The following is a 14,087-nucleotide window of genomic DNA, read 5'->3' as shown; positions in this document are numbered from 1 at the left end:
CCCTCATTTCACCTTATTTACAATTTCTTCTATGGAATCAAGATGTAGGGCAAAACCACATGCATCTTTCTTAATTCCCGTAAAACTTTCATACAATTCGTTATAAACGCCACCGGCAAAAACCGGTTCCGGATCTCCTTCCACATACCCTTGAAACATAAACCCGGTATAATAGGATAGATCTCTCACGAGTGAAGGATCCCAAATACATGGAATCTCTCCGAGAACTTTTGACCACTCAGCAAAAAAACTCGTAATGGATTCCAAATCTCCTTTCAGGACATCCCATTCTTTCGGCTCTAAAATCTTTTGCAATGAATCCTGGAACCTTGGCATCTCGATGACGGGAATGGGTCGGAGTAACAACTGGATCATCTGCATATGAGACTCCGATGTGTTTTCTCTTGCCGCCAGAGAAACTAACTCTGGTAAGTTTTTTGTATATAAAAGTTGTCGTAGAACTTTAGTTTGTTCTTCATTCCAACCAAGAATTCCTAAAACAGAACGGAAGAAAGAGGAGTGACCAAAAACAATAGTAAAAGAAACTTTCGGAACTGAAGTATTCCAAAGCCGATTCAAAATTTGAATTTGAGATAGGATATGGTTTGCATCGCTCTTCCCAAGCGACTCCACGCCAATTTGTAAAATTTCTCGTCTTGACGCATTGCGTTTTTTGTGGTCACGAATCTTACGTGCAAAGTAAAATACATTTTGGTTCTCTTCCCAATGGGAACGAGCAGCCATTCCTTTTACCACTTGGAGAGTTAAGTCCACACCAGGGGAAAGTTCATTCCCATCCCAGTCTTTTGTCACAAGTAAACTCTCAAAGCCATGATCCAGATGAGAACGAAACGAATTCGAATAGTCAAATGAGGGAAGGCTGATTTCAGAATAACCTTCTTTTTCAAAGAGCTCTGAAAATGATTGTAGTAAAATCCGCCGGTTTTTGCTTTCTTCAGGGCCTAAAAAATGAAATCCATCCGGAATCCACTTTTGTTCCGAGGAAATTAATTTGTTTTTTTGATTCATACCGGGATCTCGATCACCCAAGAAGTCAGTTTAGAGAAATCCAGGATTTACGCAATCAATTGTAAAAATCGAATAGACAAATCGAAAGTTTTCAGTAATTTAATGTCGGTTTAGAGGCATACATGACAGAAAAAGAAGCCACTTTGGGACGCTGGCATAAAGAATTTTTTGAGAACATCCACCTATTTGTAAAATCAGGTCTCACCGAGTCTGAAGCAAAGTCCATTTTAGAAGAGTTTTTAATTCTCTCACAAAGTACACCAAAACCAAAGGTCATGGATATCTTCCAAGAACCAGAACGATTGGAAGAGATTGGAGTTTTCACGGACATTCGTCCTGAACCTCGCGACTTCATGTTAAAATTTCTCGATCCCATCATGAATAAATTCAAGGTGGAAGGAACAGAAAACCTGAAACTTTTGGATGGGGTCATTGGCAAATATCCTGTCACCTTAATCTCCAACCATTTAAGTCATTTGGATGCACCGGCAATTTTTACTCTGCTTTACAATTCAGGACCAGAAGGAAGAAAAATTGCAGAGTCACTTGTCTTTATCGCAGGGAGACTTGCTTTCGAACCAGACTTCACCCGCCTGGGTCTTTATATGTTTGGGACGCTTCTTGTTTGCTCCAAAAAGGATATGGCCGACAACCCTTCTCTTTCCGATGTGATGACTAAAATCAATATGCGAGCATTCCGGAATTCTCAAAAATTACAATCAGATGGAAAGGTTATTTCTATTTTTCCAGAAGGAACAAGGTCTCGCGATGGAAGACTTATGCCATTTGTGGACACAGTGTACCATTATGTTGCAAACAAGGTAATTCTTCCGATCTCTCTAGAAGGTACGGAAAAAATTCTCCCAATAGAGGGTTTACTTTTTAACCAAGCAGTTGGAAAACTTGTTATCGGCAAACCAGTGCTTGTTGGAGAACTTACAAAAAAAGAAATGGAATCTTTTCCATCTCATATAGAACAAATTTCTTTTCCAGGAACAGGCGATAAAAAACAGTTTATCATCGATAACTTAGCACTTCTTGTCGGTAGCAACTTAAACAAACACAAACACGGAACCTATCGTAATCTTTATAAAGGTGATGTCAGAGAAACCAACCAACTAATTTCACTTCCTAAAAAACCGGATGAACATGTGGTCATCATTGGATCTTCCAATATGTCTGTTGCTTTTGCATGTGTGATGGCAAATAAAAACGTAAAAGTGACTATCTACAGTCCCGATTCAGAAATGGTGAAACAGAGTAATGAAGAAAAACGAGATATAATCCATTATCCTATTTACAAACTACCACCAAACATTGAATTCTCGGATAAACCAGAAGTACTGGAGTCAGCCACTCTCTTCATCCAAGGTACAAATCCTTGGGAATTTGATAATATTTATTCAAAAATCAGAAGCCATTTGCAAAAAAATAAATCACCAATGGTCAACGTCATCAAAGGCTTTACCGGTTCAAAAAAAGGACTAATTCTTGAAGATTTACATGAATTGTTACTGATTGAAAGAGACCGATTAGCAGTTGTTTCAGGGGCTTGTTACCCAGACCAAATCATGGAGAGAAAAATATCTGGATTTGAAATATCTGCATTTGAAGACTCACTCATTCCAAAACTCAAAGATCTTTTAACAAACAATTATGTTTTTACAAGGACCGCCATAAATTCCAGGGACACCAAAGGTGTCCAACTCGGTGGGGCTTTAAAAACTGTTTATGCTCTTGCCATGGGGCTTGTGGAAGGATATTTCAAACGAGAGTTAGGTGGCAATGTGGATAATACATTGTTTCACTTAAGCAATCGTTTTTTCAACGAAATGGTTTCAATTGGGGTATTACTGGGAGGCGATCCAACTACATTCAATGGCCTATCCGGTATGACAGATTTTATGTTGGCTTGTTTTGGATCTGACACAAGAGACAGAAAGTATGGATACGACCTAGCATATGGAACAAGACCTGAAAAAATCACAAATGGATTTTATGGACTCAAAGTTTTACCAAACCTTATCCAATTAGATGAAAAAAGACATCCCATTGTCACGGCAGCCTACCGAACAGTTATCCAAAATGAGGATTTTGATTTGATTGCCGAAAAATTACAGATGCAACTGGCTCGCTAAGGTTTCGGAAGGTACACTTGAAATTCCGTGTGTCCGGGTTCCGATTGGAACAGAATCCGGCCACGGTGCCTTTCTTCCACAGATTGTTTTACAATCCCAAGACCAAGTCCTGTTCCTTCTCCTTTTTCCTTTGTCGTATAAAAGGGTTCAAAAATTCGTTTCTGAATGGCAGGAGGAATTCCTGGTCCATTGTCCTGAATCCTCACAATAATCTCAGTTTCCAATTCGTCCACTTGTATGGTAAGAATCCCCTTAAAGGCCATGGCCTGTAATGCATTGTAAATTAGGTTTGTCCAAATCTGGATGAGTTCATCTGGATAACCTGCTAAAACCGGATTTGCGTTATACAAACGAATGCATTCTACTCCGGTTTTCATTTTGTTCTGGTAAAGAGTCAGGACCGTTTCGATTGTATCGACTACGTTAATATCCGACTTGGCTTCGTTTCGATCAAAACGCCCGTAATTTTTTAAACTATAAACAATTTTAGAAGTTCTTTCTACTGCAAGACGAATTGATTCTACACTTCTAAGAGTATTCAACTCTGACAAAACTAACTCTAATATGGGGGAAGATTTAAAATGAGATAACATATTTTGATTTTCTATAATAAAATCAGAAACGCCTAAATCTACGATTCTATCAGCCAAATCATAAGCAGTTTCGATTCCTAAATCAACAAAAAGGGCCTCCAAAGTTTTTTTGGCTTTTCTTGATTCGGCAAATACATATGTCTTTGGTTTGATTGTAAATAACTCAATCACCCAAGAAATAATTTCATTAATTTCCTTCTCTGAATACTTTGAGAAACATTCTTTGATTTGAAACAATCGCGTTCCAAAATTACCCATTCGATTATGAATCTGTTCACTAAATGCTGAAATGGCAGCAAGAGGATTATTGATCTCATGGGCCACACTTGCAACTAACTGACCCAAGGTGGCCATTTTCTCGGAAAGAATCAATTGATCTTGTGTTTTTTGTAGATCTTCGAGAATACGATTCAATTCTTTTGTTCTTTCTTTGACTGCAAATTCTAATGCTTCTTTGTTTTGTTTGGATTCGGTGATATCAATAAGAATTGCAAGTAAGGTTGGTCTACCATGGTTATTTAGAATTGTATTCCCCGAAACAACATGACGAATTTCACCCGTTTTCGTACGAATGCTCGCTTCCAATCCGGTGCTCCATCCTTTTTTTTGGACTTCCTCCAATAGCCTTGCACGGTCTAGCTTTGTGATCCAAATATTCAATTCATGAGAGGTTTTTCCGACAATTTCTTCTCTTGAGAATCCAATTAAGCGGCAGTATGCCTCGTTGACATCGTCGTATTGACCAGTTTCGGCGTTCGATAAACTAACAGCTGCTGGGTTTAGTCGAAATACACTTTCAAAAAGTTCTTTGCTAATCACCAATTCACTTTGTAATACAGCGGCAAGGTATTCCTTTTCTTTAAGCGCAGTGATATTCTGACCTGCCGAAAGTAGATACTTTCCATTTTCTACAATTCGGCCACTAAAGAGGATAGTGACAGTAGCCCCCGTTTTTGCAACCAGTGGCACCTCTAAATTTAATACATATCCATCCCTTTTCAAACCTGCCAGAATATATTCTCTGTCATTGACATTCGAATAAATCCCTAAATCCAAAGTGGATTTACCAATTACCTCTTCTCTTGTTCTTCCAAGCCATGTACAATAGACTTCATTGGCATCAACATAGAGTCCGGTCTGCATATCAGTGAGAGCCATCCCAATAGGACTTGCACTAAAGGCAGTATGCCAAATGGAATCTGATGTGGATAGGGAAGGGAGCATGTTTGGAATGTAGAATTTAATCGGAAATCCAAACGATTGCAATAAAAAAAAAGCCCACTCAAAGTATGAGTAGGCTTCTTGGTCCCAAAGTTAAAAAGGGGGCTTACTTATTTTGTAGCAGCTTTTTCTTTTTTGGCTTTTTTAGGTTTTTCTTCTTTCTTAGCGGGCTTTTTCTCTTCGCGTTTTGCTTTTGTTTCTGCTTTTAACTCATCTTGAGTTTTGCGATCCACAAGTTCCAAAATACCCATCGCTGTGTTGTCTGAAGGGCGGTTTACCAAACGAATGATTCTTGTGTATCCACCTACTCTTTCAGCATAACGATTCGCTAGGTCTTTCAAAAGTTTGTTTACGATTTCTTGGTCACCAAGGTGGCTATAAAGATACCTTGTGTTGTGTAAAATCGCAGCATTTTTCTTTTGTTCGTCAAGATTTGCTAAGTTTGCATCTAGGTTGCGTTTTGCTCTTGTGATGATTCGTTCTGCATAAGAACGTGCCACCTTCAACTTCGCAACAGAAGATTCAATTCTTTCGTGGCGAAGTAAAGAGATTACCATATTTTGGATCATAGCTTTTCTATGATCTGCGGATCTATTGAGTTGTTTAACTTTATTACGTTTATTCATCTTAAAAATCTCTCATACCGAAAGAAAGCCCCATAGAGGAAAGTTTCGCTTTCAACTCTTGTAAACTTTGTTCGCTGAAATGTTTTGATTTCGTCATTTCGTCTTCAGATCTCTTCACGAGCTCACCAATGAAGTCGATTTCCAAACTGCGAAGAACGTTAGTCGAACGAACCGATAGTTCCAATTCTTCTACATGTTTAGATAAGGCTGCTTTTAGTTTTTCGTCAGCTTCATCCAACTCTTCTTCTTCTTCTTCAATTTCTTCTTCAAAGTTAATGAAAACAGTTAGGTGGTCTTTCAGAATTTTTGCTGCTTGCGCAACAGCATCTTCAGGAGAAACAGATCCGTCAGTCCAAACTTCCATCGTCAGTTTTTCGTAATCAGAACGTTGTGCAACACGAGTTTCCGATACTTCAAACAATACTTTTTGGATTGGTGAAAAAATAGAATCGATTGGGATCGTTCCTAAAACTTCGATGTCTTTCTTCTTATCTTCCGCAGGAACGTAACCACGTCCTCTTTGGATTTCCAAATCCATAATCACATTGGCATCCTCATTGAGAGTGGCAATATGAAGATCTGGGTTCATGATTTCGATTGAAGAGTCTACTGCCAAATCAGCCGCACGGAAATAACCTGCACCTTTTAGTTCTAAGTGGATTACTTTGCTTGCTTCTTTGTCTTCAGGCTCGTATTTGATTCGAACTTGTTTTAAGTTAAGAATGATACGAGTTACGTCTTCTGCTACACCTTCAATATAAGAGAACTCGTGAGAGACTCCTTCAATTCGAATTGCGGAAATTGCCGCTCCTTCGATAGAAGACATGAGCGTACGACGAAGGGAGTTACCGATCGTAGTACCAATTCCTCTTTCGAAAGGTTCTGCAACAAACTTACCGTAGTTTGGTGTATTCACATCGGTTGTGAATTCGATTTTTTTGGGTCTTTTAAAACCTTTTAATAAATTCTTTGGAGACAATGTCGTATCCTTCTTCTCTAAATTCTTACTTCGAGTACAACTCTACGATTACCTGTTCTTTCACAGGAATATCAATATGCTCTCTTGTTGGAAGTGAAGTCACTTCTCCGGAGAACTTGGTATAATCCACACTGACCCAAGAAGCAGTTCGATTGATTGCTTGAGCAAGTTTGATATTTTCTTCGATAAACGCGGATTTTTGGAACTTCTCACGAATTTCGATTTTATCACCAACATTCACACGATAAGAACAAATATCAACTCGGTGACCATTCACAAGAATGTGTCTGTGAGCCACAAAGTTACGAGCTTGTCTTCTTGTAACAGCAAAACCCATACGATAAAGAACGTTATCCAATCTTCTTTCAAGGAATTGGAGTAAGTTCTCACCAGGAATCCCTGGCGTGTGAGATGCTTCTTCAAAGTATCTACGGAACTGTTTTTCTAAAACACCATATGCGCGTTTTACTTTTTGTTTTTCACGTAGCTGTGCACCGTATTCTGTTACCTTACCTTTTTTCTTAGGAGGAAGACCTGGTGGGTACTTTCTCTTTTCAAGGGAAGATTTTTCTTTATGTAATGTATGACTATTTTTGAGAAAGAGGTTAAGACCCTCTCTTCTCATCAATTTAACAACTGGACCTCGGTAACGTGCCATATCTAATTCCTACACCCTTCTTCTTTTTCGTGGTCGGCACCCATTGTGCGGGAGCGGAGTTACGTCTTTAATGAGTTTGATTGCAATCCCTTTTGTGGTCAAAGAACGAATGGCAGATTCACGTCCAATTCCAGGACCTGAAACCATTACATCCACTTCAGAAAGACCAGCAGCTTCGATTGCTTTCTCAGCAGCATTAGTAGCAGCTACTTGTGCAGCATATGGAGTGGATTTTTTGGACCCACGAAATCCCATCATTCCGGAAGAAGACCAAGAAAGAACGTTTCCAGCCATATCGGTAATCGATACGATTGTATTATTAAACGAAGCTTGGATATAAACCTTACCTCGCGGAACGTTTTTCTTTTCTTTTTTCTTAACCTTTTTGGTATCTTTTTTATTCTTTGCGTCTTTTTCAGCCATGGATTCAGTCCTCTACTTAGTAGCCTTTTTCTTATTCGCTACAGTCTTCTTGACTCCCTTACGGGTTCTTGCGTTGGTTCTTGTTCTTTGTCCGTTGACTGGAAGTCCGCGTCTATGACGAAAACCTCTGTAACAACCTACATCCATCAATCGTTTGATGTTTAGGTTGACTTCGGAACGAAGATCCCCTTCTACCTGGTATGATTCTTCAATGACTCGTCGGATCGCGGCTTCTTGTTCGTCCGAGAGGTCCTTCACCCTGATAGATTCGTCAATTCCTGCTTTTTTCAGGATATTTTGAGAGGATGTCTTACCAATACCAAATACGTATGTAAGACCGATCACTATTCTTTTGTTTGATGGTAAATCAACACCCGCGATACGTGCCATATCTTCCTATCTTTGCCTTTGTTTGTGTTTTGGGTTCGTGCAAATCACTCGGATTACACCTTTTCTGCGAATGACTTTGCATTCTGGACAGATTTTTTTGACTGATGCTCTAACTTTCATTATAGTTTCCTATTTCTTTCTGTAAGTGATACGGCCCTTGGTTAAGTCATAAGGAGAAAGTTCCACAGTGACTTTATCTCCGGGTAAAATACGAATGTAGTGCATACGCATCTTTCCTGAAATGTGCGCTAGAACCTTGTGTCCATTCTCTAGTTCCACACGGAACATGGCATTTGGTAACGGTTCTAAAACGGTTCCGTCAATTGTGATTGCTTCTTCCTTAGCCAGGGTCTATCTCCTACTGGATTGATTTTAAAATAGTGTTAGTGATTTCTTCCATACTTCCCAACCCATTGATTTGCCGAAGGATCCCGGAGCCTTTATAAAAGTCTATTAGGGGCAACGTCTTGGTGTTGTAAGTATGCAGACGGTTTTTGATGGTCTCTTCGTTGTCATCCGAGCGTCCTTCTTTGATCGCTCTACCTAGCAACCGTTTGACGAGTTCTTCGTCAGGAACGTCTAGGTTGACAACGGAGTCGAGCTCCATGCGAAGCTCTTTGAGGATTTCCGAGAGAGCCTTTGCTTGCTCCACCGTCCTAGGAAATCCATCCAGTATGAATCCATTTGCACAATCAGCTTCGACCAATCGGTCGCGAATTATGCCTATAACGACAGCATCTGGAACAAGGTCTCCAGCGTCCATATATTTTTTTGCTTCTATCCCCATCGGGGTCCCGTTTTTTACGGCAGCACGGAGAATATCTCCGGTAGAGATCTGTGGAATTTGGTATTTCTCTTTGATGATGTCAGCTTGGGTCCCTTTTCCAGCACCTGGGGGCCCCATAAAAATGAGTCTCTTCATTCGTTACACTCTTCCCTTGATTTTAGTCTTCTTCATGAATCCTTCGTAATTTCTCATCAGGAGTTGGGCTTCGATTTGTTTCAATGTTTCTAGCGCCACACCCACCATAATGAGAAGTGAAGTTCCTCCGAATGTATACACTAAAGTTCCACCACCGGTGTTAGAACCGAGGTTTAAAAACTTTATGATGAGATACGGAGCAAGAGCAAGACCAGCAAGGAAAAGAGCACCCGGTAGGGTGATTCGATTCAAGATTTTCTCGATCATATCTTTGGTTTGACTTCCAGGACGAACTCCTGGAATAAACCCACCGTATTTTTTTAAGTTATCAGCTAACTCTTGTGGGTTGAACTGAATTGCCGTATAAAAGTAAGCGAAGAAAATGATTAGAGATGTATAAATCACATAATAGAAAAGGGCATGGTACCAAATTTGTGAAAACGGATTGAAATAGTCCATAATCACAGCCCAACCAGCCCACTGGCCACCCTTAGAGGATAACCATTGAACTATTGTTTGTGGGAAAAGGATAAGTGAGGATGCAAAGATAATTGGCATTACATTGGCACTGTTCACTTTGAAAGGAATGGATTGGCTACGCGCCTGAACCATCTTTCTTCCCACCATTTGTTTTCCGTAATTTAACGGAACCCGGCGAACCCCTTGGGTCAAAATCACCGTTAAAGCAATGAGAACGATAAAGATAATAATAAGGATAAGGATACTAAGGGCATCAGAAGTATCAGAAGTAAACATGGCTATGAGTGCTTCTGGCATACGTCCTATAATCCCAGCAAAGATAATAAGAGAAATTCCGTTACCAATTCCTCGTTCCGTGATCTGTTCTCCGAGCCAAATGAGAAGCACTGTTCCCGTTGTGATAGATAACATCGCAATCGGAAGAAAGTAACCTTCCACGGATGGATTGATAAGACCAGGATATTTCGCCTGCGCTGTACCCGATCCAGTAGACCAGGAATTTGCAAGTTGGATCACGGCAAGTGATTGGATCGCACAAAGGATAAGAGTTCCGTACTTAGTGTACTGTTGGATCTTCTTTCTACCCTCTTCCCCTTCCTTTTGCATCTTTTGCAAACTAGGAATGAGAACCATTACTAACTGCATGATGATGGAAGAAGAGATATAAGGCATAATCCCTAATGCAAAAATAGAAAATTTCAAAAGAGCACCACCAGCAAACAAATCTACCATTCCGAGAAAACCTTCACTCGGATCGGCAGTAATGCCCGTTACAATCAAACTGTTGATTCCAGGAATGGTTACGTGAGTTCCCATTCTAAAAAGTAACAACATACCTATCGTAAATAGGATTTTAGATCTTAATTCCGGGATTCGAAAGATGTTAGCGATGGTTTGAAACATAGGTTATCTAGTTTTTTTTCTCTTCTTTTTTCTTTTCTCTAATGATGACTTTTCCACCCGCTTTTTCAACTTTCTCTTTTGCAGAGGCAGAAAAAGCATCTACCGTAATGGTGATGGCACTAGTCACTTCTCCAGTTCCGAGTAATTTGATTGGTCCTTCTACTGACTTAATCAATGATTTGGCTTTGAGAATGGCAGGAGTTACTTCCCCAGAAAGACCTGCTTTTGATAAAGAGATCAAGTTTACTGGTTGGAACTCTACCGAGAAAATATTTGTAAATCCGCGTTTTGGCAAACGTCTGTGGAGAGGGAGCTGTCCCCCTTCGAATCCACGTCTCATCGAAGCGGCCCGTGCTCTTTGTCCTTTGGAACCGCGAGTGGAAGTTTTTCCCATTCCGGATCCAGGACCTTGACCCACACGTTTCGGAGAAGTTTTTGCACCTTCCGGAACTGGAACCAAGTTTTTGTTGCCGAGGGATGTGGATTTTTTGGGACGTTTTGCCCCAAATCCACGACCTTGTTCAATTCTATCTTGCGCCATACAATTATACCTTTTCCACTTTCAACAAGTAACCTACTTGTCGTAACATCCCTTTCAATTGGGGGGTCATTTTGTGTTTTTTGGATTGACCTTTCTTTTTAAGGCCGAGTGCAATTAGAGTTTTTTTGTGTATCGGAATGATACCAATAGAACTCTTTTCTTGCGTTACGATCACTTCTTCCATAGCCAGATTCCTTCTTATAGATCTTGCCCAAACAAGTGTTTGAGGCTAACACCACGTCGTTTTACCGCCATCGACGGAGTTTCCAACTGTTGTAATGCATCCATAGTCGCCTTAACAATGTTCATCGGGTTTGAAGATCCCCATGACTTTGTTAAAACATCTTGAATTCCTGCTCTTTCCAAAACGGACCGAACAGAAGCTCCTGCAATGATTCCCGTTCCCGGGGAAGCCGGCTTCAAAATCACTCGAGCGGATTTAAACTGTCCCACAACATCGTGAGGAACGGTATGACCGATATAGTGAATGGATTTTAAATTCTTTTTTGCCGATTCAATGGACTTTCGGATGGCATCTGGAACTTCATTTGCTTTTCCAAAACCGATTCCTACTTTTCCTTTAGAGTCACCTACAACGGATAGAGCGTTGAAGGAGAAACGACGTCCCCCCTTCACTACTTTGGCAACTCGGTCGATTTTTACGACCTTTTCAGTAAATTCTTTTGTTTCTTCTTCTAACATCATTTAGAACTCCAATCCACCTTCACGGGCAGAATCAGCAAAAGCAGCGATCTTTCCATGGTAAACCATTCCAGATCTGTCGAGAACCACTTGGGAAACTCCTGCCTTTTTCGCTTTCTCAGCGACCACTTTACCGAGTTCGGTTGCAGCGGATTTACTCTTCTTAGAATTTTCATGTTTCGGAAAATTTTTCTCTAGAGTGGTTGCATAAACAAGCGTTACACCTTTTGCATCATCAATGATTTGTGCCGTTAGGTAACGGTTTGTTTTGTTAAAAACCAACCGAGGTCTTTCCGATGTAGAGCGGAGTTTGTATCGAACTCGTTCCGCTCGTCTCAATCTTTTCGTATTTTTAGCTGTCTTATTGATCATGACGTTCTACTTCTTACCGGTTTTTCCGGCCTTTCTACGGATGTATTCGTTCTGATATTTGATTCCTTTTCCTTTGTAAGGCTCAGGAGGTCTTTTCGAACGAATGTCAGCCGCAACTTGTCCAACCAGTTGTCGGTCAATTCCCGATACTTTGATTTTTAGCTGATCTGCAACATCGATTTTGATACCAGTAGGTTCAGGGAAAACCACCTCGTGAGAATATCCAAGAGCCATTACTAGATCTTTACCGCGTTTTTGAGCACGATATCCAACCCCAGTAATTTCTAGGTTTTTTTCCCAACCAGTTGTCACACCTTTTACGCAGTTCATCGCAAGTGAACGAACTAGACCGTGGAGAGCCACAGTCTTTTGGTCTTCACTTTTACGAGTAAAAACTAGTTCCCCGTTTTCAACATTTGCGCTGACACCTTCGTAAAGCGGAGTTTTTAGTTCCCCTAAAGGCCCCTTGATTGTAAGGGCTTCAGCTTCTGCTTTCACTTCTACCTTTGCAGGCAATTTGATAATACTTTTTCCAACTCGAGACATGGTGATATCGTTCTCTAGAATACCTTACAGAGAACTTCCCCTCCTACCCTGAGTTTACGAGCACGTTTACCAGTCATCACACCTTTCGAAGTAGAAAGGATGAGTGTTCCTATGTTATTTCGGAACGGTCGGATTTCACCAGATTGGATATAAACGCGACGACCTGGAGTGGATACTCTCTCGATCATACGGATTACCGGTTTCTTTTCCGTGTCGTATTTTAATTTCACTTGGAAGTCATCGAAACTTCCGTTTTTTACTGTTTGAACATCATCTACAAAACCTTCTTCTTTAAGAAGATCTAGGATGGACTTTTTGATTTTGCTACCAGGAATCACACAAAGCTCATGTTTTGCTTGTTGTGCGTTTCTGATTCTTGTTAGCATATCTGCTATTGGATCTGAAAGACTCATACTTACCTTAACCTAATTACCAGGAGGACTTTTTCACACCGGGGATCTGAGCCTTGCTAGCAAGGTCCCGGAAGCAAAGACGACACATATCAAAGCGGCGCAAATAAGCGCGTGATCGACCACAAAGAGGGCAACGATTGTACTCTCTCACTTTGAATTTTTGCTCTTTGGCGTGGCGTTCCATCATTGATTTTTTCGCCATGAATAATCTCCTACTTACCTGCCGCTCGGTAAGGCATACCGAAGGCTTGGAATAATTCGAACGCTTCTTTGTCCACTTCCGTGTTCGTTACGAAAGTGATATTGATCCCGTAGATCGTATTGATTTTATCAAAATGAATCTCTGGGAAGATGATCTGTTCTTTTACGGACAGGTTATAATTTCCTCGACCGTCGAAACCTTTGGGGTTTACACCGCGAAAGTCACGAACCCGTGGAAGAGCCACGTTAATGAATCTGTCAAGGAACTCATACATATGATGACCACGAAGGGTAACTTTGCAACCAAGCACCATTCCCTCTCTCACTTTGAAACCCGCAATGGACTTCTTAGCGAATGTTTTCACCGGTCTTTGGCCTGTGATTTGGCCAATTTCTACCAAACAAGCTTCCATCGCTTTTGGGTTTGTGTGGGCTTCACCCATACCAACGTTGATCACGATCTTTTCTAGTTTGGGAACTCGCATGACACTTTGAAAGCCGAGTGACTTTTGGAGTGTAGGACGAATTTCCTTCTCGTATTTTGATTTAAGCCTAGGTACCATAACTATACTTCTTTCCCTTCAGGTCGAGTCACTCGTACGGATTTACCATCCTTCTTAGCAAAGCCCAAGCGTACAGCCTTAATTTTCTTCTTTGGCTTCGCCTTGTTCTCTGCTTTTGCGTCGTGAAACATCACATTGGAAATATGGATTGGGAATTCGATTTCGATCGCTCCACCTTGAGGGTTCTCTTGAGTTGGGCGCACGAATCTTTTTCTTTTGTTCACACCTTCGATATAAACACGGTCTTTGCGTTTGTCGATTGCTAGAACTTTCCCTTTTTTTCCTTTTTCTTTTCCGGAAATCACTAGAACTTCATCGTCCTTCTTGATTTTCGTTTTTTTGAATTTAGTGGGCTCGGAGCCTCTATACGCTAATTTAGCTGCCATT

The 14,087-nt window shown here is 40.7% G+C and carries 21 protein-coding genes; 1 reads left to right on the top strand and 20 read right to left on the bottom strand.

The window, feature by feature from the left end; genetic code table 11:
• Positions 1-3: 3 nt before the first annotated feature.
• Positions 4-1,029 (bottom strand): ATP phosphoribosyltransferase regulatory subunit, encoded by a 1,026-nt coding sequence (locus tag CLV96_RS01130; protein WP_004783552.1) that lies wholly within the window; start codon positions 1,027-1,029, stop codon positions 4-6.
• Between the two features lie 122 nt (positions 1,030-1,151).
• On the opposite strand from CLV96_RS01130, the gene CLV96_RS01125 reads away from it, so the two are divergent.
• Positions 1,152-3,167: a 1-acyl-sn-glycerol-3-phosphate acyltransferase gene (locus CLV96_RS01125; protein WP_004783622.1), complete on the top strand. Its 2,016-nt coding sequence runs from the start codon at positions 1,152-1,154 to the stop codon at positions 3,165-3,167.
• Here CLV96_RS01125 and CLV96_RS01120 read toward each other — a convergent pair.
• The 19 genes from CLV96_RS01120 to rplX all read right to left on the bottom strand — a co-directional run bounded on the left by CLV96_RS01120 (position 3,164) and on the right by rplX (position 14,086).
• Positions 3,164-4,984, bottom strand: a complete 1,821-nt coding sequence (locus tag CLV96_RS01120; RefSeq protein WP_004784012.1) for a PAS domain-containing sensor histidine kinase — start codon at positions 4,982-4,984, stop codon at positions 3,164-3,166. The two genes, CLV96_RS01125 and CLV96_RS01120, sit on opposite strands and share 4 nt — an antisense overlap.
• Positions 4,985-5,091: 107 nt before the next feature.
• Entirely contained in the window at positions 5,092-5,607 is a 516-nt protein-coding gene (gene rplQ, locus CLV96_RS01115; protein WP_035983666.1) for a 50S ribosomal protein L17, read from the bottom strand.
• A 1-nt stretch (position 5,608) separates the two neighbouring features.
• Positions 5,609-6,586, bottom strand: a complete 978-nt coding sequence (locus CLV96_RS01110; RefSeq protein ID WP_004783891.1) for a DNA-directed RNA polymerase subunit alpha — start codon at positions 6,584-6,586, stop codon at positions 5,609-5,611.
• Between the two features lie 25 nt (positions 6,587-6,611).
• Positions 6,612-7,244 carry a 30S ribosomal protein S4 gene (rpsD, locus tag CLV96_RS01105; protein ID WP_004783893.1) on the bottom strand — a complete coding sequence of 211 codons (633 nt, stop codon included), beginning with the start codon at positions 7,242-7,244 and terminating at the stop codon, positions 6,612-6,614.
• A gap of 9 nt (positions 7,245-7,253) precedes the next feature.
• Positions 7,254-7,667 (bottom strand): 30S ribosomal protein S11, encoded by a 414-nt coding sequence (gene rpsK, locus CLV96_RS01100; RefSeq protein ID WP_004783964.1) that lies wholly within the window; start codon positions 7,665-7,667, stop codon positions 7,254-7,256.
• 12 nt (positions 7,668-7,679) lie between these two features.
• Positions 7,680-8,057, bottom strand: a complete 378-nt coding sequence (rpsM, locus tag CLV96_RS01095; protein WP_035983662.1) for a 30S ribosomal protein S13 — start codon at positions 8,055-8,057, stop codon at positions 7,680-7,682.
• Between the two features lie 6 nt (positions 8,058-8,063).
• Positions 8,064-8,177 (bottom strand): 50S ribosomal protein L36, encoded by a 114-nt coding sequence (gene rpmJ, locus CLV96_RS01090; RefSeq protein ID WP_002974084.1) that lies wholly within the window; start codon positions 8,175-8,177, stop codon positions 8,064-8,066.
• Between the two features lie 9 nt (positions 8,178-8,186).
• Positions 8,187-8,405: a translation initiation factor IF-1 gene (gene infA, locus CLV96_RS01085; RefSeq protein ID WP_012476295.1), complete on the bottom strand. Its 219-nt coding sequence runs from the start codon at positions 8,403-8,405 to the stop codon at positions 8,187-8,189.
• 10 nt (positions 8,406-8,415) lie between these two features.
• Entirely contained in the window at positions 8,416-8,979 is a 564-nt protein-coding gene (locus tag CLV96_RS01080) for an adenylate kinase (protein ID WP_004783833.1), read from the bottom strand.
• Between the two features lie 3 nt (positions 8,980-8,982).
• Positions 8,983-10,362 carry a preprotein translocase subunit SecY gene (gene secY / locus CLV96_RS01075; RefSeq protein ID WP_004783927.1) on the bottom strand — a complete coding sequence of 460 codons (1,380 nt, stop codon included), beginning with the start codon at positions 10,360-10,362 and terminating at the stop codon, positions 8,983-8,985.
• Positions 10,363-10,369: 7 nt separating this feature from the next.
• Positions 10,370-10,903 (bottom strand): 50S ribosomal protein L15, encoded by a 534-nt coding sequence (gene rplO, locus CLV96_RS01070; RefSeq protein WP_004783524.1) that lies wholly within the window; start codon positions 10,901-10,903, stop codon positions 10,370-10,372.
• A 4-nt stretch (positions 10,904-10,907) separates the two neighbouring features.
• Complete coding sequence (rpmD, locus tag CLV96_RS01065; RefSeq protein WP_004783802.1) at positions 10,908-11,087, bottom strand: 50S ribosomal protein L30; 180 nt, start codon at positions 11,085-11,087, stop codon at positions 10,908-10,910.
• Positions 11,088-11,101: 14 nt separating this feature from the next.
• Positions 11,102-11,605, bottom strand: coding sequence for a 30S ribosomal protein S5 (gene rpsE / locus CLV96_RS01060; RefSeq protein ID WP_002973816.1), 504 nt, complete (start codon positions 11,603-11,605; stop codon positions 11,102-11,104).
• Positions 11,606-11,608: 3 nt separating this feature from the next.
• Positions 11,609-11,977 (bottom strand): 50S ribosomal protein L18, encoded by a 369-nt coding sequence (rplR, locus tag CLV96_RS01055; RefSeq protein WP_035983657.1) that lies wholly within the window; start codon positions 11,975-11,977, stop codon positions 11,609-11,611.
• Positions 11,978-11,983: 6 nt separating this feature from the next.
• Complete coding sequence (rplF, locus tag CLV96_RS01050; RefSeq protein ID WP_002973724.1) at positions 11,984-12,523, bottom strand: 50S ribosomal protein L6; 540 nt, start codon at positions 12,521-12,523, stop codon at positions 11,984-11,986.
• 14 nt (positions 12,524-12,537) lie between these two features.
• Positions 12,538-12,936, bottom strand: a complete 399-nt coding sequence (gene rpsH, locus CLV96_RS01045; protein ID WP_002973604.1) for a 30S ribosomal protein S8 — start codon at positions 12,934-12,936, stop codon at positions 12,538-12,540.
• Between the two features lie 16 nt (positions 12,937-12,952).
• Positions 12,953-13,138 carry a type Z 30S ribosomal protein S14 gene (locus tag CLV96_RS01040; protein ID WP_012476296.1) on the bottom strand — a complete coding sequence of 62 codons (186 nt, stop codon included), beginning with the start codon at positions 13,136-13,138 and terminating at the stop codon, positions 12,953-12,955.
• A 10-nt stretch (positions 13,139-13,148) separates the two neighbouring features.
• On the bottom strand, positions 13,149-13,700 hold the full coding sequence (gene rplE / locus CLV96_RS01035; protein ID WP_004783730.1) for a 50S ribosomal protein L5: 552 nt from the start codon (positions 13,698-13,700) through the stop codon (positions 13,149-13,151).
• A 2-nt stretch (positions 13,701-13,702) separates the two neighbouring features.
• Positions 13,703-14,086 carry a 50S ribosomal protein L24 gene (gene rplX / locus CLV96_RS01030; RefSeq protein WP_004783817.1) on the bottom strand — a complete coding sequence of 128 codons (384 nt, stop codon included), beginning with the start codon at positions 14,084-14,086 and terminating at the stop codon, positions 13,703-13,705.
• Position 14,087 lies beyond the last annotated feature (1 nt).

The organism is Leptospira meyeri, assembly GCF_004368965.1.
Lineage (GTDB): Bacteria > Spirochaetota > Leptospiria > Leptospirales > Leptospiraceae > Leptospira_A > Leptospira_A meyeri.
This window is presented reverse-complemented; position numbering and strand designations above follow the sequence as displayed.